Genomic DNA, 22,010 nt, shown 5'->3' on the forward strand with positions numbered 1-22,010 from the left:
AAGAAAAGAGTATTTTCGACTCTTTTTATAGGTCCGGAAGCTCAAAGTCGACTAAAGCCGCCTGACGTCAAGATTGAAAGAGATCACTCAAATCTATGTAAATATTGATCTAGATGGGAGACTCCCAAACTATTGATCCACTGCTGAGGCAGATGCGATTTTAGGGTCATTTGAGCTTCGTCCATCAAACACAAGTCCCAGACAACCTAAACTTGCGACCAAAGCTCCACAGGAGAGCCATTGCGGTGGAGCAAATAATGCTACGCCGGAGCCCATAGGATATAGACAAACTCAAAAAGCTACACCGACATAATTCACCTCAAGACAAAACACCACTACGCGAAGGACAATAGCAGCGGTGGATTGCCTACTCAATATGCCTGAATGCTCCGTTTAAGACCGCTCCGAAGCCAGAGAGCTCACTCAATCCTCGAACCGGCTGAAATCAAACGCGCCAAACCGACTTGGATCCCATCCAAACGAGAAATTAAAACAGTCCATTTATTAGAACAAAGAAACTAATTTCATAACCATTACACAGAAATTACTCAGGTAATTATTACCTAAAGATGGTCGGTCAACTTCTCCAATTAGAAAGACTTGTCAAAGCTACCACGGCACGCCCTCCCTTGCGAATTCCTACCATAAATCCTCCATGCCGATCTCGAGGGTGACTGTTTCATTCGATCAAGTGACATTAAACCCCAAGTGGAGCCACCATCGCTCAAAAACCACCTCCGGAAACTGAGGTTGATTCTGTTAAAGACTCCTCCCATCGAAGGAAAATTTAGATCGACTCCCAGGAGAAATTGGAGTAAATAAATCAATTGCAACCATCACAAGGCCGATGAAACGATATTAAGAGCACCACGCCTGTTAACAAATTCGGCACCTTTAGCCTTTTGTTTCAGAAAGGATTCATTTAGAACCGCTAATGTTTTGCCTAGAAAGACGGAGTTTGTAATGGAAAATACTACATTTTTCCCTGTGACCTCGCAATCTGATAGGATTGCGAGGGAAACTGGTGAGACTATAAGGACAACGCCCACGCCCCCATCTCGCTGGGCATACAATGCGACGCTGTTACTCCTTGGACTTGGTCTAGGAGTATTTGTAGCTTTGCCAATTGTCGATGGCACACAAAGCGAGTTGCACGTCACTGGTGGACTCTCGATGTTTGTCGGATCAGTTACAGGGCTAGTCGGGACTTACCTAGCTTTGCTGATGGTAATACTGGCCAGTCGAATGCCAGCCCTCGAACGGGTTCTGGGTCAAGGTGGCGTTATACACTGGCACAGAAAATTAGCCCCATGGCCAATCTTGCTTATTCTAGCTCACGCGATCTTCCTCACATTGTCATACGCCGAAGCTGCCAAGACTGGCGTACTCTCAGAAGTTGGGGTCGTAGTAAATACCTTTCCTCATCTTCTAAGTGCAACCATCGGCCTTGGCATTATGGTCCTAATCGGAATAATATCAGTTCCCCAGATTCGAAGAAATATCTCTAGGGAGAACTGGTGGATCCTTCACCTTCTCATGTATGTAGCCCTTGCCATCTCGTTTGCTCATGAACTCGCCCTCGGGCCATCTTTTGTAAAACATCCACTTACTCAGATTGTCTGGATAGGAGGTTGGCTCATAGCGGTTGCGCTGATCGTGATATTTCGCATTGGAGTGCCGATCTACCGAACCGTCCGTCACCAATTGCGAGTTGCTGAAGTCCACCGCGAGAGCGAAGGTGTGGTCTCAATAGTTCTGCAAGGAAAAGACCTGGATCGCCTGCAGATATCAGGCGGGCAATTCTTCGAATGGCGCTTTCTTACCAAAGGAATGTGGTGGCAGGCTCACCCCTTTACAGTCTCGGCAATGCCAAAGCCACCCTACATGCGACTGACAGTAAAAGCTCTTGGGGATTTCTCCTCATCACTCTCTGAGATCAAAGTCGGCACCGCGGTGGCCATAGAAGGTCCATACGGTTCATTCACTGTTGGGGCTTCAAAGAGACCCCAGGCTCTTTTGATAGCCGGTGGAATTGGTGTCACGGCCGTAAGAGCCCTTCTAGAAGAGATCCCGCTGAAATCTCGTCCTGTTGTTGTATTACGCGCCAACAAGGAATCCGAGCTCGCTCTAGTGGAAGAGATCACAGAGCTCGTGAAGCACCGAAAGGGCGTAGTCCATAAACTGATCGGAAAACGCGAAGCCGTAAATATGGCCGCCATAGTAAAACTCGTACCCGATATGAAACGTCGAGACGTATTCATCTGCGGGCCCGAAGGCTTTGTAAATCAAGTTGAGTCAATAGTCAAGAGAAATGGCGTCCCACCTGAAGCCATTCATCACGAAGCTTACAGTATCTAGTCAGGAATAGAATCACGTGAAACCATCCCTAAAACTATTAGGCGCAGCCTCAGTTGGCTTTGTTGGAGTTATCGCAATTCACGGGCCAGCACCCTCAACTCAAAGCTCTGCATTGGTAAAATCTAGCGCTCCAGCCCAATCTGCGACTACAACCACAGCAGCCACTGCTAGTTCAGGAGCGACTACAACCACAGCAGCCACTGCTAGTTCAGGAGCGACTACTACCACCGTCGTAAAAGCCGCTCCCACGACAACTGCAGCACCATCATCATCTATAGCAAATGCCACTATGGTTGGCAAATTGGAAAACTATGGTTATGGACAGATGGCGGTCAAAGTTACGATCACGAATAATAAAATCACCGACGTAACCGTCAGCTCTCTACAGACAGCTGAGTCCTATTCCTTGCAGATAGAACAGCAAGTAGTTCCCATCCTAAAATCCGAGGTCCTCAAAGCACAAAGTACGCGAATCATGGGTATCACTGGTGCTACCTATACAAGTGAAGCGTACGCCTATTCAATACAGAGCGCGTTGACTAAACTCCATTTCAAATGATCTCTAACGTTCACCATGCAATGGGTACCGTCTTTACGTTTCTAATCGTCGATGAGGAAAAGTCAAAATCACAGATCGAAGCAGCTATCTCTTTCGCGTGTGCTGAGATCGATCGGCTAGACAACCAATTCAGCCTATGGAAGCAAGACAGTGAGCTCACACTCTTCAACTGGGGAGAAATCGAACACCCTTCTCCCCTTTTCATTGAAGTAATGCAGGAATGTGAAAGAGCAAAGACCATAACAGCTGGCCACTTTGACCCATGGGCATTGGGGACAAGCTTCGACCCAACAGGTCTTGTAAAAGGATGGTCGGCCAAACGTGCCTTATCAATTTTGATTGAAGCGGGAATTCAGGGTGGCCTTGTAAATGCGGGTGGCGACATATGTGTTGTTCCCGGTCGAATCTACACTATTGGGGTCCAGGATCCCTTTAAACCAGGGGAGCTCCTTGGGGTCGTCGATGTCACCGAGGCAGTTGCCACCTCAGGAAGCTATGAACGCGGAGATCATATTACTAGCGTCAAAGGATTGCCTATCACTACGGTTGCCGCAACCGTACTCGGAACAGACCTAACTCGTCTTGATGCGATAGCCACTGCGCTTATTGCTGGAGGCACTGAGGTCCTTGGCATGGTTTCAAAGATGAGAGGTACCGAAGCTATGATCGTGAAAAGTGATGGATCAATGCTGGCCACTCCAAATTTTGCGTTTTCAAAAGGCTAAAACCTGTTATCGTTTCCCGGTTAGCGACCGTTATTAGTCACCTCTACCATTTTCGATCAACAGCCCTTGCCCGGTAGCTTTAGTTACCTAACCTAAATAATCTTACGTTATCGAAATCCAAGCTATATAACTCCTGCCCATATGTGGCAGCATCCATACCGATTGTCGGTCAAAATGAAAGCCTAGGAGACAATTGCACAATTCATAGATCAACTCTTTCGGGTGGTATCTTTTGACTTCGAATGCAGTTGGGGGGGCCTTATCTAGCATTAAGTGCGGAGCTTTAAATGGCTCTCCTAACCCTCATGTGGGTCACCAAGACCCCATAACTGATAAGTAACGCCTGTACGATAAGAACTTTTGGGTCTTTAAAAGCATTGAATGAAACCTGCACGGTTTGTGACCTCTAAATTTGAAGTTACTAACACACAGATTTAGGAGATCTAACCGTGCACGCTAACTCTCTAGTCAAGCAGTTGCTTGACGTTAAAGGTGTCATTGTCAACGATATTTTTATCTCAAAAGATGAAATTGTTGTAGATGTCAAACTTGCACGATCCAAGCTCGCATGTCCAAAGTGTTGTTGAATAAGCCGTAAATTCAAAACAAAATACCGCTACGACATCAGAACTTATCAACTCTCGCTGGAGACATCTTGACATGGGAATACGTCGTACTTGGATCTCTTGTGCCCTACGGAGACCGAAATGCCCCAATCATGGAGTAATCACTGAGTCAGTGCCATTTGGGTGACCGGTATCGCAAATCTCGCTTCACGAGAGACTTTGAACATCTAGTTGCCGGCTCAACCGCAAAGATGGATAAAACAACAGTTACGAAGCTCACCCGGATTGCTCAGAAAACAGTTGGTACGATCTGTGAGAGAGTAGTAGCCAAAGAGATCGATCCAAAGCGACTAGAGAAGCTCTCAATAATAGGGGTAGATGAGATTGCCTATCGTAAACACCATAAGTACATAACCCAAGTTATTTAGAGCCCGTAACAGATCATGAAACTGGAAAGATCGTCTATGGAGCAGAAGGAAAAAGCGCTAAGAGTCTAGATGGGTTCTTATGTGAGCTTGGTTCGCAACGTTCCAAGCTCTCACACAAGTAGCAACAATGGACATGGGACCAGCTTTTGCTAAAGCTTTCGCTGATCGCACACCAGATACTCAAATCGCACTCGATCCTTTTCATGTCGTTAAATTGGGCACTGAGGCCCTGGAGGAGGTAAGATGCGACCTATGGCGCCAGCTGAGAAAACTTCCTACTCCAGATTACGCCCGTAGGTTTGTGAGTGCAAGATGGGCATTACTAAAGAATCCTGGTGATTTGACTCAACGCCAAAATGAGACTCTACGTCAAATAAAGTCAACCGCTGCAATACTTCTAAAGCCCTTAGAGATGAAAGAATCCCTAAGAGGGATATTCGGTAGTGGATTATCCAATGACGAAGTAGCTGAGTTCTTGGATTCCTGGTGTGCTCGTGCTTCACGATCACAGATACCTAGCTTTGTCAGATTGTCAAAGACAATTCGAATCCATAAAGCTGGAATTATGGCTGCTATTGAGCCCCCTAGCTTGAAAAGGGTGTCTCTAATGGAAGGCTTGAGGGTCTAAACAATATATTAGATCCGCCATTGCTAGATGCTATGGTCTTCACTCTGCAAAATCAACACTTGGCTTGGTGATGCTTTCATGCGGTCCGATTGATCTCAAGCTCCCCTACGAAAGGGTTGCTTGATCCACATCTATGTTAGGAGAGCCCTTTAAATCCAAAACAGCTAAAGATCTACTTATGCAATTGTCTCCGTGCGACATGAGATCGCCGAATTTAACGCTTCGAAAAGGAGGAACTTGCCATTCAGCTGGCAAAGCCAACCGACACATGCCAGAGGAGTAATTCTCTGGTGTAGAGCTGTCGGAAAAGTACCCGCGGGAAATCTCATAGGCCAAATCCGTGAGGTGAAGCCGACACTGCCAGCAACAAGGCCCTAAGGGGCCAGACAATAAGGAACCAGGCAATAAGGGACCAGGGAGCATGGAGGTAGGCCTAGCTGGGTATGAGCAACATATGTGAACTGCTGGTTAAAGATCGTTATTGCAAACAAGCCAAAGTTGCTGATGGGCTTGGATCAAAAGCTATCTGGAACGGTCGCAGCATTGTCTTATAGATGCGCGCTGACAACAATTTCCTCCTGTGAAAAGGCAGGCCCTAATCCCAGCGTATGTTATTTCGGTGGAATATTCAATTGGAGGCAAAGCGAAACGCGCACTTGCAATGAGACGGATATACCTTGAGATATTACCTGGTGAGACATTACCTGGTGCGGAGCCAAGCAGACTTCCCCGTGGTGCCAAGGTGTGAAATGGTCTTAGTTACGAGACGGTCTTAGTTACGAGACGGTCTTAGTTACGAGACAGTCTTAGTTACGTGATTCATAGAACCTCATAGGCTAGGAAGGCAAATGAACATGGCTCACGCCACAGTGTGGTCCTACTGACGAAACACATTGGGATAAGATCGATCGGTCGGAACTTTAGTAGTAACGTCAGAAGGTCACAAGCCTACGTCGTAAAGGCTATACCTCCATGGCAAATTGGTAACTGTATGACCGGGTCCCGAAAGGGTCCTTCATAAGGCTTGAGCCTAGTGGGATGAAAGTTGCCCGCTAGGATCTTAAGGGGGCACGACCCAGCAATGAGTCGTGCCTACCCGACTAGCTATCCTGGAAACACCGGATTGAATTGGCCTCGATGAACTTGATCAGGTGGCCCACTCTAAGAAACCCAATATCTCCTGTCATTGAATTTATGATTAAAAACTCCAAAGATACAAAAAAGATACCAAGAGTAGAACCTTACGGGAATACCAGCGCACTATCAGATCACCGAAAAAATAATTGAAACTCTAATTTATCTAACCGAACGCTAAACTTCGGCCCAACTATTAGGACGCACAAAAGGGCTCGTAGTCGCAACAAACTAGCGTACTTAAATACCTGAAGCCACTGCAATATTTGATACCGCTGCAGTCATGAACGGTTCGCGTATTCCAGACTGCGATACACACCAAAGGGCTTCAAGTTACTTGCTGGAGCTTCCAACGGAAGCCACATAACCAATATTCATTGAACAACGACTCAAGGCACGACGACTGAAGATATTTATCATGTAATATCGGGACTTTCACGCTATAACATGCAATTTAAAAACTGCCGCTATTCGACAATAACCCCCATGGACAAAATTAAATCTTAATCAATAATCTTTTTTAAAGTATATCAACTAAATGATCGATAATTATAGGTTTAAATTTGCAGTCTAAATAATTCATCAGATAAACCGACTTTTTAAAAAGCTCAACTGACTAAATTATGCATTTAATATTTCATGGATTCAAAAACCACCAGCGATTTATCAAGACAGCCTGTCTCTCAATTAAGTCTTATCAAGAACGAACCATTTCTCAGCTTTCTTATTTGAACATTCATCCATTCTCCCAAAAACTAGAAATTCGCGCCGATTGCCCAAATCCACGCACTCCGATGAAAACTACTGTACTGCTCTCTCAATTAGATCGATCCGGAGCCACTTCTATCTCGGCTACAAGTAGAGATCTTTTCATAAATAAAGTCAAGTAATCCTGAATCCACAGAATTGGACCAGCTTGAGCCCCTCGGTGTGACTTCAAGTCGGTTTTTTGGAACTGATTTAGGTTTGACGGAGGGTCTATAGATTAAATCTGGTTTCAGAGTGCCAAATATGACCTATTCCCTTTGTGGTTGAGCCTGTTTGGTCATTTTTGAGATTCTGAAATCTCATTTTGGGTATAGTGACCTAATCCCTTGTCTTCTAGAGCAATTCCTTCAAGTAATATTCAGTGTGTTAGGTAACCAGATGTTCAGGTGATGGCGATCTCAAACTTTCTGATCCGATCAAGAGCCTCTAAGAACTTATCCTTATAGTGCCAGTGTTCTTCAAGATGCAGTATTACTTTTCTAGCTGAACGAGTGATATGTCCTGCGATCTGAAAGTAACACCGTCGAAGCTTTGGTGTGGTTATTACAGTTTCTGTAATAGCACCTATTCGCGCCAGGTTGTGCAGTTGCACCGCGCCAGGTTGTGCAGTTGCACCGCGCCAGGTTGTGCAGTTGCACCGCGCCAGGTTGTGTGCAGTTGCACCGTGCCAGGTTGTGTGCAGTTGCACCAATGGCTAATTAGACCAGAGCCAACCAAACGGCATTAGCGTTCATGTATCTGGATGGAACATGATTCCATCTAGAACCTCCTTTGAGATCCTTGATGACTAGTTCGATCTGGGCATGTGCTCGGTGATCAGCCTCAAGGAAAAGCGTTTCGCCTTGTCGATCGGTAATAAATGCGTGATAGTCATAGTCTCTAAATAGTGCCAGCTGAGACCCTGGAGTAGGCTTTGTTCTTCCTACGATAAGACGAACGTCTTGTCTATCTCTTGCAAATGCGCGATATTTACTGTATTTGACGGTATTTCACTTCTGCTACATCAGCTCCACCTTCAAGCCAATAAGGAATTGAAGTCCATGTTTCTTCTGGTATGGCTGCAATAACCTGCTTCAATCGTTTTGACATCCGTGTTGTAATGCAAATGCGAACATTGCCTTGGCTGGCTGTGTCTCTTACGGCTCTTGAGTAGAACCCAGAGTCAAAACGCATGGTTATTTCACCAGTTGCTCCAGCGGCTCTGGCATTGTTGATTACCTGGGTTACAAACTCCCCGGCACCACGAGCGGTATTGGCGTTGCCTTCACGTGTCACTATTCCAAGAATGTCACCTGTTTTACCAACAGCTGCTAGGTGTGGGTGATACCCCCTTACTTTGGTATAACCAAAGTAAGCTCCTTCTTTTTTGTTTCCATATACCTGACATATTGTGGAATCAACATCAATGGTGAGTGACTCATCACCTGGACCTGCTCCAGCTAGCCAGGCTCGTTTTAGCAACAAAGCTGCAACTCGTTCAACATCTGCGATGTCACTGGTCTCAAAACTACGCAAGAAGACACCAAACCTAGATGGTGCTGGCATTATCTGACCAAGAATCACTTGTGCATTTGGGCTTTCAAGGATTGCAGTGTCATCAATGCAATCACCACCGGCCAAGATAGATGCGACGATAGCCATAGCTTTTCTGCCAACATTTGCTCGTCCAGGACGATCCTCTAGGTCAATGTGTAAATCAAAGAGATCCCTAAGGCCAAGTCTCTCAGCAAGGGTGATAGGGAGTATTAATCCACTGTTGGAAACTGCGTTCGAATCGTCAAAGGTGACTATCAAACACTCTAAAGCACTAGCAGATGCTCGCATCTAAAAGGTGCTCCTTGAACTGATAGATTTGAATTGTCTTCAAACATCATTCTACCAGTTCAGAAAACCTTTTCTATGCCAAAATCAAAGTTGAGCGGCTAAATTTTCGGTGGATCCAGGGTAATGCATAAATCCTGGTCATAAAGACAGCACAAGGCCTTACTCCCTGTGACCACATTCCTTTAACACTCCAAGTAGGAGATGCGATCGAAACCTAGATGATACTTCAAACTAATCGATTGGCTGGATATTCGGTCTCTGCATCTCCGTGATTTTGACTTCAGAAAAAGTCATCCCAGTTTCAGTCCTTGCACGCCTTGTGAAAAAGGACTACCAAAAAAATCTCAGTTTTATTCCAAGAGGACCGGTAAAATAGATCACTGCGACTCACATTGGCGAAACATTAATAAAACAGTTGCAAATGTAATGACATTTTCACAATGTTAAGATGAAAAAAACTAGCCATAAACACAAGCATCAACATTTATACAATGTTCGCATAAATGTTCGTCGATCTTTGAGATCGCCGCCCCAAGTGAAAACTAAGATAATACCTGCTCAAGAGGCAATTTGTACCGAATTGGATCGAGCAGAATCGGCCAAAGAGCCCTGAGGATAGTTTCCCGAAGAGCACTTAGGGTGACAGCACGCGGAATAATCTTTCGGCAACTTTCGTCACATTTGTAACATTCGGGTGAAAAATACCCAATTCGGGCCTTCCGACCCTAATTTGCGTGATATTTTCTAACAAGTTACATTCAAACGATTCCTTTCAAAGGGGTGATACATTATGAGCATTAAAGTTCCATCGCCAATCAAGCTGAAAAAGGACATGTCCCGACTCGACTTGACTATGGCCGGTCTTGGAGCCATCATTGGGTCTGGTTGGCTTTTTGGAGTGCTCTATGCAGCCAATGACGCTGGTCCGGCTGCAGTAATAGCGTGGCTCATTGGAGGTGTTGCGGTCGCCTTGATCGCATTGGTTTATGCCGAGCTCTCCGGGATGCTACCTCAATCGGGCGGTATCGCAAGATACCCTCACTTCACGCACGGATCCCTAACCGGATTCATGATGGGGTGGGCCGCCTTCATTGCTTACACTACGGTGCCAGCAATTGAAGCCGAAGCTGTTATTCAGTACTCACAGCACTACATCAGCATTTTCGCCAATAGCAAGACAAATAGCTTCATCGCCGAAGCAATCCTTATGGTGCTCTTTTACGCAATTAACGCCTTTGGTGTAAAAGCGTTTGCGAAGACCAACACGATTGTGACGATGATCAAATTTATCATGCCATCGGCTACGATCTTGATCTTCCTCTTCGCTGCTGGCCACTGGGGCAACTACACCATAAAAATGGCTCCTGCTGCTAAGGTGCCAGGCGGATTTGCACCATTTGGAGTTGCCGGTATCCTAAAGGCCGTCGGCCTCTCTGGAATCGTCTATTCCTTCCTTGGCTTCCGGCAGGCCGTGGATCTTGCTGGTGAAGCAAAGAACCCACAGCGCGACGTACCCCGTGCTATTCTCATGGCCGTTGGAATTGCCATAGTCCTTTACACCCTACTTCAGGTCGTCTTTATAGCTGGCATTGCACCTTCGGCTTTAGCCAAGGGTTGGGCAGCGTTGAACTTCACTGGCCCATTTGCTCAGGTTGCAAGCGCACTAGGACTTGGTTGGTTGGCAACTCTGCTCTATGCAGATGCTGTTCTTTCACCTGCCGGAACTGGAAACGTATACTTGGCATCCACTGCACGCGTCCTCTACGCGCTTGGAAACAACAAGTACCTTCCTGCTCCCTTCCGTAAGCTGAATGAACGCACTGCAGTTCCAGCAGTCGGTCTACTAGTTACTCTCATCTTTGGAATTGCAGCACTTGCTCCCTTCCCAACCTGGAGTAGCTTGGTTGGCGTCATCTCCTCCGCTACAGTCTTAACCTACATGATCGGACCAATCAGCATTACCGTCTTGCGAAAGACCCATCCTGAAGCCAATCGTCCATTTAGGTTAGGTGGGCTAAATATCGTCGCTCCGTTGGCCTTCGTAATCGGCACAATGGTCATTTACTGGACCGGTTGGGCAATTGACTGGAAGCTCATTGTAGCGGTTCTCGCTGGCGCCGCGGTCTATGCAGCTGCGGCCTCAGGCAAGAATTCAACTCTCAATAAGGTTGACTCTGCGTCCTTCAAGAGCGCTATCTGGCTAATTGTATACCTGCTCGCCATACTTGCCATGACCTACTTCGGCTCAGCAACCTTCGGCGCTCAATACAACCATGGTAAGGGCCTAATCCACTACCCACTCGACTTGGTTATAGTGGCTGCTTTGGCACTTGCCTTCTACTATTGGGGTGTTGCTTCTGGTCGAAAGACCGAAGATGGTATTGCGGCACTCAAGCAGATCACCGACGATCAACTTGCGTCGGGCGTCTAGTAACTAGCGCTAGTTCGCCACTAGATCACCCAATTTTTCATAAAGGTGATCTCGAAGATAAGAAAATCTAGAGAATGAGCCCTACCTGCAAAGGTGGGGCTCATTTTGTTATTACCCAATCTGCCCGCCACTATCAGCCATAGGTGCGGCTCCCCGTGCGACTTCATGGATACATCTATGGACGAACGACCAGTGAAAATAACCGAAGTCGCCTATTTCAAATACATGATCACGCTCAAGCAACAATCTAATGATAGGCCAATCAAAGACCCATATCTCATAAAATATGGTCCTCCTACACCTGTTGTCGAATCACAGGAGGCCACAATCCATACAAGTAAAACTATGACAAACGTCACAACAATAAAATGAAATCCATACTAATGATGGCACCTTAGCCGAAATTTATTCTTGATCAAAGAGTTGCCCTTCATTCAAAACTCCCCATACCTCAATTACAACTTTCTATCTACCTCAAAGTTTCATTGTGGGCCCACTGAAAAAATGCAGGATTGATAGAAGATCAATAATGGTAACAGTTGCCCGGACAAAGGGTAAAAGTCCTGGGCCACTCTATTACGACCGCGTTCATCACATTTAATAGACAAAAAGAAACCACCGAACCAGAGCTTGAAGCGAATTACCCAAGTTGTCCCAAGCTAGAAAACATCTCAAAAGCAGCGAAATACAAAATCAAAGAGCGACGGACCTTGAGATTGGAGGGGCTTTCAAAAAAAAGAGGTGGGGCTATGCCCATAGATCGACGAGGCTCTAGTGGCCAGGATCTAACAGCCATCTACACCACAACCCTAAGCTTGTAAAAAATACCCAGTAAAGCTCAACCGTGACTCAAGTCGACAACGGCGCCCAATAAGCACCGATATCACTTAGATAACTTGAAATTTACGCAATGGGAAAGCAAGATTACCTGGAACCGAAAAGATACTTGCCACCCGCCAAAACCCTTGTCAAAATCAAAAAGTGAATCTCCCACTTGCTACGAAGGAATATTCTCGGGCTAATTGACTATATAAACCCGCAATGAGAGCTTGACCTAAAATCCAACAACCATGTACCGCTGAAATTCAAATCCGAAACAGCCCTCCACCAACCAGGCCGCTGATTAAGTTCAGGCCACAAAGTATCCCAAGTAGGTAACCTCTCGATCGTTATAGTTAAACTCCCCCCCCTCAAATTCCTACTAAAATTGAGGACTTCTTTGCGTGATCACCTTATTGCTGCATTTGAAAGTGTATTTGTCCTTTTGGGGAGATTCTTTCGAACCAAAAGCGCCCACAATCCAAATTCACGCCTCAATTTGGTCACGGCCATCCATTGCAGTCACTTGCTCGCCCCTTTACAGGACGCCAATCGAAAAGAATCAATATCGAAATCGTAAACCCCTACGTTGCCCTATCTAAGAGGAGAATGGAGCTTCATCAAAAGCCGTAAATCAAAAAGAAGAGAATCCTCTAGCCCACCTTCTCTCCTTTAGCAAAATGGCTCGAGATCTCTCTAGAAAGCAGTAGCTGCCATCAATCTCAATCCCACTAGGAAGCGAACTAACGAGAGACCGAACAGATGAGATACCAACCAATTCGAATTCAATCTTAAGATAACCCGGCAGATTTGCCTAGGCCCACTAGAGCTCTAGAGCACATAAGGTCGATCTATTCATCGACGTTGATCGCCCTTTGAAGCTTCTTGTTCGAAAGCGCCCTTTTGTCATCTAATCGAGCTTGATTAGCACCGCGAGTCGGACGAGTAGGCTTTCGAATCTTTGGGGTTTTGCAGGCATTCTCCAACAGTTCGTGTAGACGATCAAGTGCAATTTTGCGATTTTGACCCTGAGACCTTTGAGTTGATGAAACAACGCGTATGCTGTCTCCATAACGTCGCATTATCAAGTCGCGGTTCACGCTGGAGCAATAGATTCCGCTAAGATCACAGATCAGTTCGACGCGTGAATCGGTAGTATTGACATGCTGACCACCGGCACCTGAGCTTCTAGAAAAACGCCACGTCAGAGACGAAGTAGGTACTGTAATTTTCGGCGACAAAGCCATTTTTATAACGCCTTTTGTGATACAAATAAACCTATTAAATTACGGAAAAAACTATTTGATAGAACCTGAATCCCCTCCAAGCACCATCTACCAAATTGCACACATACAAATAGGATACTTCTTCGAAAGAGACATAGCCTATGACATATTCCCATAAAGTGAAGCATTCCTTAGAGACAAAGTGACCACGAGGAATTACTTATTACGCAAAGCACCCTAGGTGTTAGACAACTGGCGCTTTGTCCTGACCTTCGATTCTTCGCTGTTACTTACAGTAGTGGTGCCAAAGTTGGGACGGCTACAGTTCCATTTGGCTTACCATGCTTATTACGCTCAGATCTGACAGTTTAGATTGCGAATTGAATTCTCTTTGATCTCCTGGCCCCTTTGTCAGAACTCTTGGTCCATAAGATTATAAAGGTACCTGTTAGCCAAAACGAAAACCGAACGTGACGCGAAGACTAATTGCTATGGCCAATCACTTGACCAGTCAGCGTCAAATAAGCTCCAAATCTGTCGAATCGCATCTTCAATTCACCATCCTCAACTTTGAAATCTCCTTTGGCCCCCAGTATCTACATTACTATGACCAAATCTCAGAGATACGATCTTGTGGTCGAGACTATGGTCGAAAATCGAAAAGGCGCGAACACTACATGCGCTATTTCCGGGGTAAATTTAACAATAATGAACGCTGCTAAGATGGTTTGAAAAACTCAATTCCACAACCCCACCGTAATCAACCAATACAATGGCGACATCCCGGCGACGACGTGGGAATCACTATTGACCATGGGGTTATAAGCTACCTTGTTTATAGAAAAACTCGACGAATAATCATACCGATGCTTGGAACAAAAATGCCAAGTCACTGCAAGTGACCCTATCGACCAAGAGGGACAGCCGCTCCTAAAATAGCTTTCCTGGGTCTTTTTATGCAGACTGTTCCCTGGAATCTCTTTGTCCGAATTTCATGGCCGAGACCAAGCCAGCATCTTGGCACGAATATTGTCGAAGATCCCTAATGATACTGTTCAATCCCTCAAAATGACAACCTTGTTCGCAGAGACTCCGGTGAATTCCCTGTGCCATCACATCTTAGGCGCAGGGAATTCACGCCCAAGACCCGTTGGCATCTACAAGATCAGTATTGATAGTTACCCCCTATTACAGTCAATATTACAAATTAAAAGCCAATAGTACAAGTCAGATCTAGAGCGGCTGTGTTAGGACTCGTCCGCGACTGTCGTAGCGATACTGGTTAGGAAGTGGCAGTCGACCGGTCTCAAGATCCTCCATCATGCTGATTGGAATATCATATTGCGAGGGCATTCCGTTTTCTCTAAAAGCTCGAAACTTCCTTACAAAGATCACACCTGGACGTTGCGTTGAAGTGAAGGTGATCTCTATGGTTGTATCTGGCCAACTGTCAACCGCCTCAATCTCGAGAACTTTCACTCCCTCAATAGCATCCTTGGAAGGATTTCTGGGTGGCGCCGCACTCCATCCGCTTTGCTTGAGAACTTTCACTTCCTCAATGGCAGCTGCTGGAGGATGTATTTGTTCAGACGAACCCCATCCTCTCTGAAAGAAGGCTTTCACTTCGGCAAGTTGTTGTAGCACTTCCTCCTCTGGAGAATGATCCAAACCAAACCATTGTGGCCGCTGGAGGAAGGTTGAAACATCGAAGTCATGCTCGCCAATGATGGTCATGACAGATGGTTCCGATCCGTCATGGCGTACTATTTTTATGCCATCATCGCTTGCGATGCTGCAATAGAGGCTGTCATCTATGGATTGGGTATCCAACAGTGTTCCGCCTAGTGGAACACTTGCGATGATGTTTCTTTGATCTTCATTGAGTGGCCAAATCACCATACCATTTAAACGGCGAATCTCTTCCGCTTTGGCGTTGGTGTGACTCAGCCGTAGGAGGAGATGGGCATCTAATCCCAATGGAGTAACGCCCGTTAGATCACGACGGTAGAGCCGCGGTAGATCACGAAAACTCCTCCATGGCGTCGAGGACCATGTCGCGCTTTCTAGGGAATCTAAATTAGGTTGACCTCGTTCGAAGTTCCCTTCTTCTCTATCTTGGTGCCACCAGACTGTTTTTGTACCCTGGCAATCTTGATCCTTATGGAGTGTTGAGACCCAGCATTGGCCACCAATCAGCCCAATTCCATGGGGTATCCCCGCCAGGAGAAAAGATCTTACCATCGAAGTCTCTTTGTCGATGAGGAGCAGTTCGGTCGTTGGATTTTCATCTTGCCCATGAGGTAGCCTAGTATCGTCGATCTCTGAAAGCACCCAGCACCCACCTGTATCGGCGAGCAAGCTGTGGACAGAATAACCTATCTCAATGCAAGCGACTTGGCCACCTTGTTGCACATGATAAAGAGTCCTTTGTGCCGATAACGACCAGATCCAAAGGCTTTTTCCATAGGCAGAGGCGAGCCAATACTCATTTGATGGGATCGGCACCGAAACTAGAGATTGAAGCTCTGGTTTGGTAATATCAATAACGACAACGACCGACACACCCTAATCGCACGCGAAGAGCACGTGGGGTGTAACAAAGATCTGCGATGGTCGAAAATACCTCTTCATGAGGTTAATCTAATAGAAAACCCCAAAACCCAACTGCTAATCGCATAGTTGGACGTCAATCGTCAAGCTACAGTACCTTACCTACAACATCCGTTTCTATAGAGATAATTAGAGGAGTCGCAGTGTTTGGTCTCAAGAGGAATCCTCTTCGTTCTTCGCCCAATAGCACGGTGAGCCTCGCGATGGTCGGCACCTTTGCTCGTTCCGTAAATTAAAGGTCTTCTTCTGCCAACCTAATCCCGCCAAAAACTGGCCAATTTAAAATTCTCATCAATCGATATATCCGTGTCGGTTACTTGAGCTAGAGAACTATTTGACGTCTCCCACAACTCTTAGCCTATGGAACCGAAGATGGATCTAGGATCATCATCGAACAAAGGTCACCGACTCCAACTCTTACCATGAAGCTCTCGCAGAAGGGGTATCGAACCTCCCTGTATCCGCTCCCTCAATTCGCTCCTGCAATTGGGATAGCCCCAATAACTCTGGGCGAGCGGCCAACTCAGCATTCAATCATAAAGACATACATTGTGGATCAAATGACTCAATAGAAATCCACGTGGCAGCTTTCACTTTCGACCACATCTCTTTGCTGAGCGCTACCAACGGCTATGCCGATTGGATAAATTCGACTCCTAAACGTGCAATTTCACAACCCGTCCAAACCAATCGTGGAGGCGTTGTCTTTGATAATCTTTGAGTTGGTTCTTGGGCCGAATCTCATATTGCCTGGTCGCAAAATTTAGGAATCGTCATTTTGGCTAATTTGATACAATTCAACCATGGGTCCAAATCACACAGACAACAGCCCCCTTTGATACCTCGGGCTTTCTGCCTTGGCAACACCATCTTTTGATCTTTAGGATATGCATTTCTATTAAAGTTCTCGTCGCTTACGGTCAGTGGCGTTGCCGAATTGACATGGCAACACCCTTAATAGCTAGTGATGCCATATCGATAGAGCAGTTCGCCATCGAAAGTAAAAAGATAATTCATTTCGGATAGCCCCACTATTGAACGCTAAAGCAGAACTAGTCCAAATCGTTACGGCTAATAGATCTTCTAGAAGTTCCGATCAATTTGACTCAAGGCTACTTATCCTTTTCGCCACATTGTGCCGAAATTGGACTCCATGAGTTACAGCACATGAAGCCCAAAAAGGTTCTTGGTATTAGATTTAGCCGCCAATGGAAATGGCCAGCAGAATCAATGGCCAGCGATCGCGTGTGGCTTATATGGCGCCTCGAGGCGCTCGATCTCCGTCGGGGAGAGTTCTAGGCCAATGGCATCAACAGCATCCATAAGTTGAGTCAACTTAGTCACTCCGAGAATTGGCGCAGATACAACAGACTTAGAAAGGATCCATGCCAGAGCCACTTGAGCTGGCTTAGAGCCTCTTTCATTGGCGATCGCTACGACCTGGTCTACAATTTCATTATCATAATCTCTATAGAGCGACTTTCCGAATTCATCGGTATTTGCACGTTCTGTGCTCTCATTGACAGGTCTAGTCAAACGTCCTCGAGCGAGTGGGCTCCATGGAATTACCCCAATTCCAGCGTCTTTACAAAGCGGAAGCATCTCCCTTTCCTCTTCTCGATAGATGAGGTTGTAGTGGTTCTGCATAGAGATAAACTTTGTCCAGCCGTTTTGAGTTGCGACATGCAACATCTTAGAAAACTCCCAAGCATACATCGAAGAGGCCCCGATGTATCGAGCTTTACCCGCTTTGCAGACATCATGCAACGCCTCCATCGTCTCTTCAATCGGAGTGTTATGGTCGAGTCGATGAATTTGATAGAGATCGACATAGTCGGTTCCTAGACGACGAAGACTATTGTCGATCTCGGCCATTATCGCCTTGCGTGAAAGGCCCGCTCCATTGGGTCCAGGCCTCATCCGACCGTGAACCTTAGTGGCTATAACGACCTCATCTCGATTTGCGAAATCCGCCAAGGCTCGACCCGTAATCTCCTCACTGGTTCCATCCGAGTAGACATTTGCGGTATCGAAGAAGTTAATTCCTGCCTCAAGTGCGCCCTTGATGATCGTGCGGGAACTCTCCTCGTTCAAAGTCCAAGTGTGTGAACCTCGATTGGCTTCGCCAAAACTCATACAACCTAGACATATCTTTGATACTTCTAATCCGCTAGATCCTAGCTTTACATATTTCATCTCTTTGTCGACCTCCTAAAAATACCGTAGTTGAATCCCTCGAAAAGTCGTCCACTTGTACAAAGGCAAATCAAATGCTGCCAATACCTATTGTCTATAAGTGACAAGTGTCCAGATCCCAACTTCTAACTCTCACCCAATCACAAATGCCAATAAAGTCAACTCATTAAGATCAACTAGTTGGGTTTACATGGCGAATCTAAATTGAGCCCGGACAACATAAAAGCCATCATCAAAAAACCCAATCCGTCCCCATCGATTAAAAAATGTACCGTCGCATTCTCGATGGATTGAACAACTTCAACGGGAAAACGGGCGTCAAGGAATCAATTCAACGCTATTCCTACTTCGGAACTATCTGAATTCGAGGAGTTATTTGACATGAATCAACCGATTCATCTCGCCAGGCATAAAACTTTGAAGGCTGGGTCGATAGACCGGCGTGATTTCCGGCCTTGTCCAAAACCACAACGTGCATGATGAGGTTTTCAACTGGCTCTCCCAGATTGAAGATATCTGAAAGAGCTTCCGATCCGGCCTCCATTGGTGAGGCTCCGCGAGCCAGAAGTGAGACAATCGTTCTCGCTAGAGAAACCCTTATAGACAATTCACCATATCCCGTACAAGCCGCCGCGCCATAACGCGAATCACAGTAGTTCCCAGCACCAAACACTGGAGTATCGCCGGCACGTCCCGGCCACTTCCACGCCCACCCGCTAGTTGAAACCGCTGAAGCAATATTTGAATCGCCATCAAGACCCAAGAAATTTACTGTACCCACTGCACGCTCTGGATCCATGGTAAGCGCACGCGCACGCGCTAGAGTATCCGATGCGATCTCGGCTGGAACCTTAGCGACACCCTCGCTCCATATTCGTTTGGATTCGTCGCTAAGAAGCTCACCTCGAAGGGCGCCGATCTCATCAGCGAACTTAGCAGCACCTTCCCCGACTAAGAGCACGTGCGGCAAGAGTTCCATAACACCGCGCGCAACAGTTATTGGATTCTTGAAGCCCTTAAGTCCTGCAACGGCACCGGCCTGTCTGGTAGTTCCGTCCATTATCGATGCATCGAGCTCTACCTCACCAACCAAGTTTGGGAGGCCACCGCTACCGACACTATGGTCATTGGGGTTGTCTTCAACCACCTTGCATGCTTGCTCCAAAGTAGAGATTAGATCTCCCCCATTTGAGATGAAATCCCACACGGCATCGATGCCAATTCCGCCATTTTCGCTTGCAACTAATAACATGTCACTCTCCGAATCGAACTCATTGAGCCACAATACAGCCCCAAGGGCTCTCACAGAGACAAAAACCATGGAATTGCTAAAGGCGTACTCCTATGATTCTTCAACTGATTCTTCAACTTCCATCTTTGAGCTTTCGACAAGAACAAGGCAAAAGCTCAAATACAAATGTGAGCCACGCAAGGTTCGATCGCCTCAAAGACAGCCCCCGCCAAAGCCACCGTAATACTTGGCCAATCTGGAACGATCGCCTCAAAGGCAGATAGAGCCAATCAAACAAAGCTAAGGCCACCAACAAAAAAGGGCTAGGCAGTGTGACCCATAAAGCCAAAAAAAGACAAGCTAGGTATTTTGGCCACAACACTCGAGAAAAACGCAGTTCTATCCTTTTAGGTGCGAGATTTAGGGGGGTACTACCTGGTCAGAATCGACAAAAGCAAATGGTCGACGCCACTCCATAGATAAAACGACAATCATAGCGACAACAATAAATTACTTTTATATAAACCTCATCTGACGATAGGCTTCATCTGACGATAGGCTTCATCTGCCAGTAGTGCCTTCAGAGTCTCATTTGAAGACCATGCCACCTGAAAAACCAGTCTGTCATCTGCGTTCGCTCTTCAGGTACTACTCGCCAAAATGAAAGCGATGACATCTCCAACTTATGACGAATAATAAGACCACACGCCTACTAAGTGGTGCTATTTAAATGGTGCTCGTGAGCTTGAGCGAGAACTTGTAAGGTCCGCTGCTTCCATGGAGATTTCCAAGGCCTAAGGCAATCACATAGACTCCAGGCTCCTTCAAATTCCAGGTATAGCTGCCAGCACTGCTTATGTGGCTGCCATCTGGAACGCCACTAAAGTTGAGACCACTTGCGCTAGCAATAGCGTGATTGGCTATGTCAGGGCCAACGAGTTGCAAAAGTGGAACAGACGATGGGTCTGGGGTTACATAGGTGAGCGTCAAAGTGCTGCTTGTTGTCAAGTCGACCTTCCAATATTCTGATTCCATCCAGTTGAAAGGGACAGAGTCAAGGGCAAAGATATTTCCAAGCATTCCGGGATCAGAAGTAGTATTCCCTATCACCGTAGAGCCCGAGACTAAAAAACTCGCTGAGGAAACAGTCGGTGCGCCGCCAGCACCACTTGAAATCTCAATTGAAGGCGCCGGGGAAGACGATGATCGTGTTGCTAGAGGAACGAATGATCCTAATGCACCAGAACTCAATGTCGAAAGCGAGTAGTTGAAAACCCGACTTACAAATGATCTGCCTTTGTTGTCGATCAGAATGCAAAGGTTCGGCCCAACACAGGTAACCCCATTAAGCGAGGCGCCCTTGGCAGCGTCCACCCTGACCCTTTGGTGCCAGCGGCCAAAAGCGTATCTATAGACAAAGCCGCCACGATCGATCGCGATACAGAAATTGCGACTCGAACAAGAGATCCCCATAATTGCAGCTCCCTTCGATCCGGAAATGTAGGTAGGACCATACCAAATGCCATTCACGAAGCTAAGACTTTGACCGGAGGAATCGGTAGCCATGCAAAAGCTAGAGTTGGCACATGAAAGCCCATTGATAACAGTACCTTTGGGAAGATTAACCTTTTCTACAACGCCCCATTTGTCGTTGTTCGATAAAACACGGGTATTACCGAGCGAATCTATCGAAAGACACAATCCAGGAGAAAAACAAGAAAGATAGCGCTTGGCATTATTTGGTAAATTTTGGCTAGTTCCCTTGGTCCAAATGCCGCTTGAGAAAATGTAGGTTCTGCCGTATCGATCAACGCCCAAGCAGTTAGCTGCTCCCGAACAAGAGATCGAATTCGAGCCCAAGGGGCTAGGCAGCACGCCTTGACCCACCTTGGTTAGAACACCACCGGTGTTATCGAAGACGACAAACCCTCGGTCTGCATTCTGGCTTAGGCATAAGCCCTCCAATGAACAACTTATGCCAGTTACTGCGCTTTTGTCGAAGGTACTGACGCTTTGGCTTTTATTGATAGTTGAGTTGAACTCATAGAGAGTTCCCCTATTACCCCCAACAAGACAGAGCGAAGGGGAAATACAGGTAAGAGCCGAGACCTTCTCATCGACGCCCTTTGGCAGGATGGTGGTGGCTATCCATTTCGCGGCAGAGGCTGAACTGCCCCCAAACCGCACCTGTGACTGTCCTTGAAGGGTCAATACAGTCGAACTTGCTATCGAATTTGCCTTTGCTCCTGTGGCAATCCCGCATGAACTCAAGAGAGATGTAATCACAAAGAGAAGGATCAGCCCGGTCGCACGTCTACGACTCCGAGAGAAAAAAACAGAAAGAGGCATGGCATCTTTTCCTAAGAAGACCGAATTTTATGAAATGGCAGTCACTACATCAACATCGTCAACGATCGCAATATATTGAGACTACAGCAACACCAAGATTACATGGCTATCTACTACCAATCTTTTGCGCTAAGCCAATAAATAAGGAAATTATTGCA

Annotated in this window: 13 protein-coding genes; 6 read left to right on the top strand and 7 right to left on the bottom strand. The window is 46.4% G+C overall.

From position 1 onward, the window contains the following. Nucleotides 1-963: 963 nt before the first annotated feature. The 5 genes from ACIDITHRIX25_RS74260 (at nt 964) to ACIDITHRIX25_RS74280 (ending at nt 5,264) form a co-directional block, all read left to right on the top strand. Nucleotides 964-2,358 (top strand): ferredoxin reductase family protein, encoded by a 1,395-nt coding sequence (locus ACIDITHRIX25_RS74260; RefSeq protein ID WP_201732760.1) that lies wholly within the window; start codon nt 964-966, stop codon nt 2,356-2,358. Between the two features lie 16 nt (nt 2,359-2,374). Beyond that, nucleotides 2,375-2,917: an FMN-binding protein gene (locus ACIDITHRIX25_RS74265; protein ID WP_201732761.1), complete on the top strand. Its 543-nt coding sequence runs from the start codon at nt 2,375-2,377 to the stop codon at nt 2,915-2,917. A 20-nt stretch (nt 2,918-2,937) separates the two neighbouring features. Beyond that, complete coding sequence (locus tag ACIDITHRIX25_RS74270) at nt 2,938-3,642, top strand: FAD:protein FMN transferase (RefSeq protein ID WP_201732762.1); 705 nt, start codon at nt 2,938-2,940, stop codon at nt 3,640-3,642. 745 nt (nt 3,643-4,387) lie between these two features. Continuing rightward, nucleotides 4,388-4,636 (top strand): helix-turn-helix domain-containing protein, encoded by a 249-nt coding sequence (locus tag ACIDITHRIX25_RS74275; RefSeq protein WP_052605479.1) that lies wholly within the window; start codon nt 4,388-4,390, stop codon nt 4,634-4,636. Between the two features lie 127 nt (nt 4,637-4,763). After that, the gene (locus ACIDITHRIX25_RS74280) at nt 4,764-5,264 is read left to right on the top strand and encodes a transposase (protein ID WP_283770399.1); all 501 of its coding nucleotides are present in this window, start codon (nt 4,764-4,766) and stop codon (nt 5,262-5,264) included. Between the two features lie 2,284 nt (nt 5,265-7,548). On the opposite strand, the gene ACIDITHRIX25_RS74285 is transcribed toward ACIDITHRIX25_RS74280, so the two are convergent. Both ACIDITHRIX25_RS74285 and ACIDITHRIX25_RS74290 read right to left on the bottom strand, forming a co-directional pair. Then, a complete protein-coding gene (locus tag ACIDITHRIX25_RS74285; protein WP_201732374.1) occupies nt 7,549-7,854 on the bottom strand; it encodes a hypothetical protein in 306 nt (101 codons plus the stop codon). 281 nt (nt 7,855-8,135) lie between these two features. Continuing rightward, the gene (locus tag ACIDITHRIX25_RS74290; RefSeq protein ID WP_201732764.1) at nt 8,136-8,990 is read right to left on the bottom strand and encodes a transposase; all 855 of its coding nucleotides are present in this window, start codon (nt 8,988-8,990) and stop codon (nt 8,136-8,138) included. 790 nt (nt 8,991-9,780) lie between these two features. Between ACIDITHRIX25_RS74290 and ACIDITHRIX25_RS74295 the strand changes: the two genes are divergently transcribed. After that, nucleotides 9,781-11,421, top strand: coding sequence for an APC family permease (locus ACIDITHRIX25_RS74295; RefSeq protein ID WP_201732765.1), 1,641 nt, complete (start codon nt 9,781-9,783; stop codon nt 11,419-11,421). A gap of 1,670 nt (nt 11,422-13,091) precedes the next feature. Here the strand turns inward: ACIDITHRIX25_RS74295 and arfB are convergent. The 5 genes from arfB to ACIDITHRIX25_RS74320 all read right to left on the bottom strand — a co-directional run bounded on the left by arfB (nt 13,092) and on the right by ACIDITHRIX25_RS74320 (nt 21,852). After that, nucleotides 13,092-13,487, bottom strand: a complete 396-nt coding sequence (arfB, locus tag ACIDITHRIX25_RS74300; RefSeq protein ID WP_201732766.1) for an alternative ribosome rescue aminoacyl-tRNA hydrolase ArfB — start codon at nt 13,485-13,487, stop codon at nt 13,092-13,094. Between the two features lie 1,212 nt (nt 13,488-14,699). Beyond that, nucleotides 14,700-16,028 carry a hypothetical protein gene (locus ACIDITHRIX25_RS74305; RefSeq protein WP_201732767.1) on the bottom strand — a complete coding sequence of 443 codons (1,329 nt, stop codon included), beginning with the start codon at nt 16,026-16,028 and terminating at the stop codon, nt 14,700-14,702. 1,275 nt (nt 16,029-17,303) lie between these two features. Beyond that, a complete protein-coding gene (locus ACIDITHRIX25_RS74310; RefSeq protein ID WP_052605952.1) occupies nt 17,304-18,272 on the bottom strand; it encodes an aldo/keto reductase in 969 nt (322 codons plus the stop codon). Nucleotides 18,273-18,615: 343 nt separating this feature from the next. Beyond that, on the bottom strand, nt 18,616-19,593 hold the full coding sequence (locus ACIDITHRIX25_RS74315; protein WP_201732768.1) for a glycosylasparaginase: 978 nt from the start codon (nt 19,591-19,593) through the stop codon (nt 18,616-18,618). 636 nt (nt 19,594-20,229) lie between these two features. Then, nucleotides 20,230-21,852, bottom strand: coding sequence for a hypothetical protein (locus ACIDITHRIX25_RS74320; RefSeq protein WP_201732769.1), 1,623 nt, complete (start codon nt 21,850-21,852; stop codon nt 20,230-20,232). Nucleotides 21,853-22,010 lie beyond the last annotated feature (158 nt).

The sequence above is a fragment of the Acidithrix sp. C25 genome, from assembly GCF_904848545.2.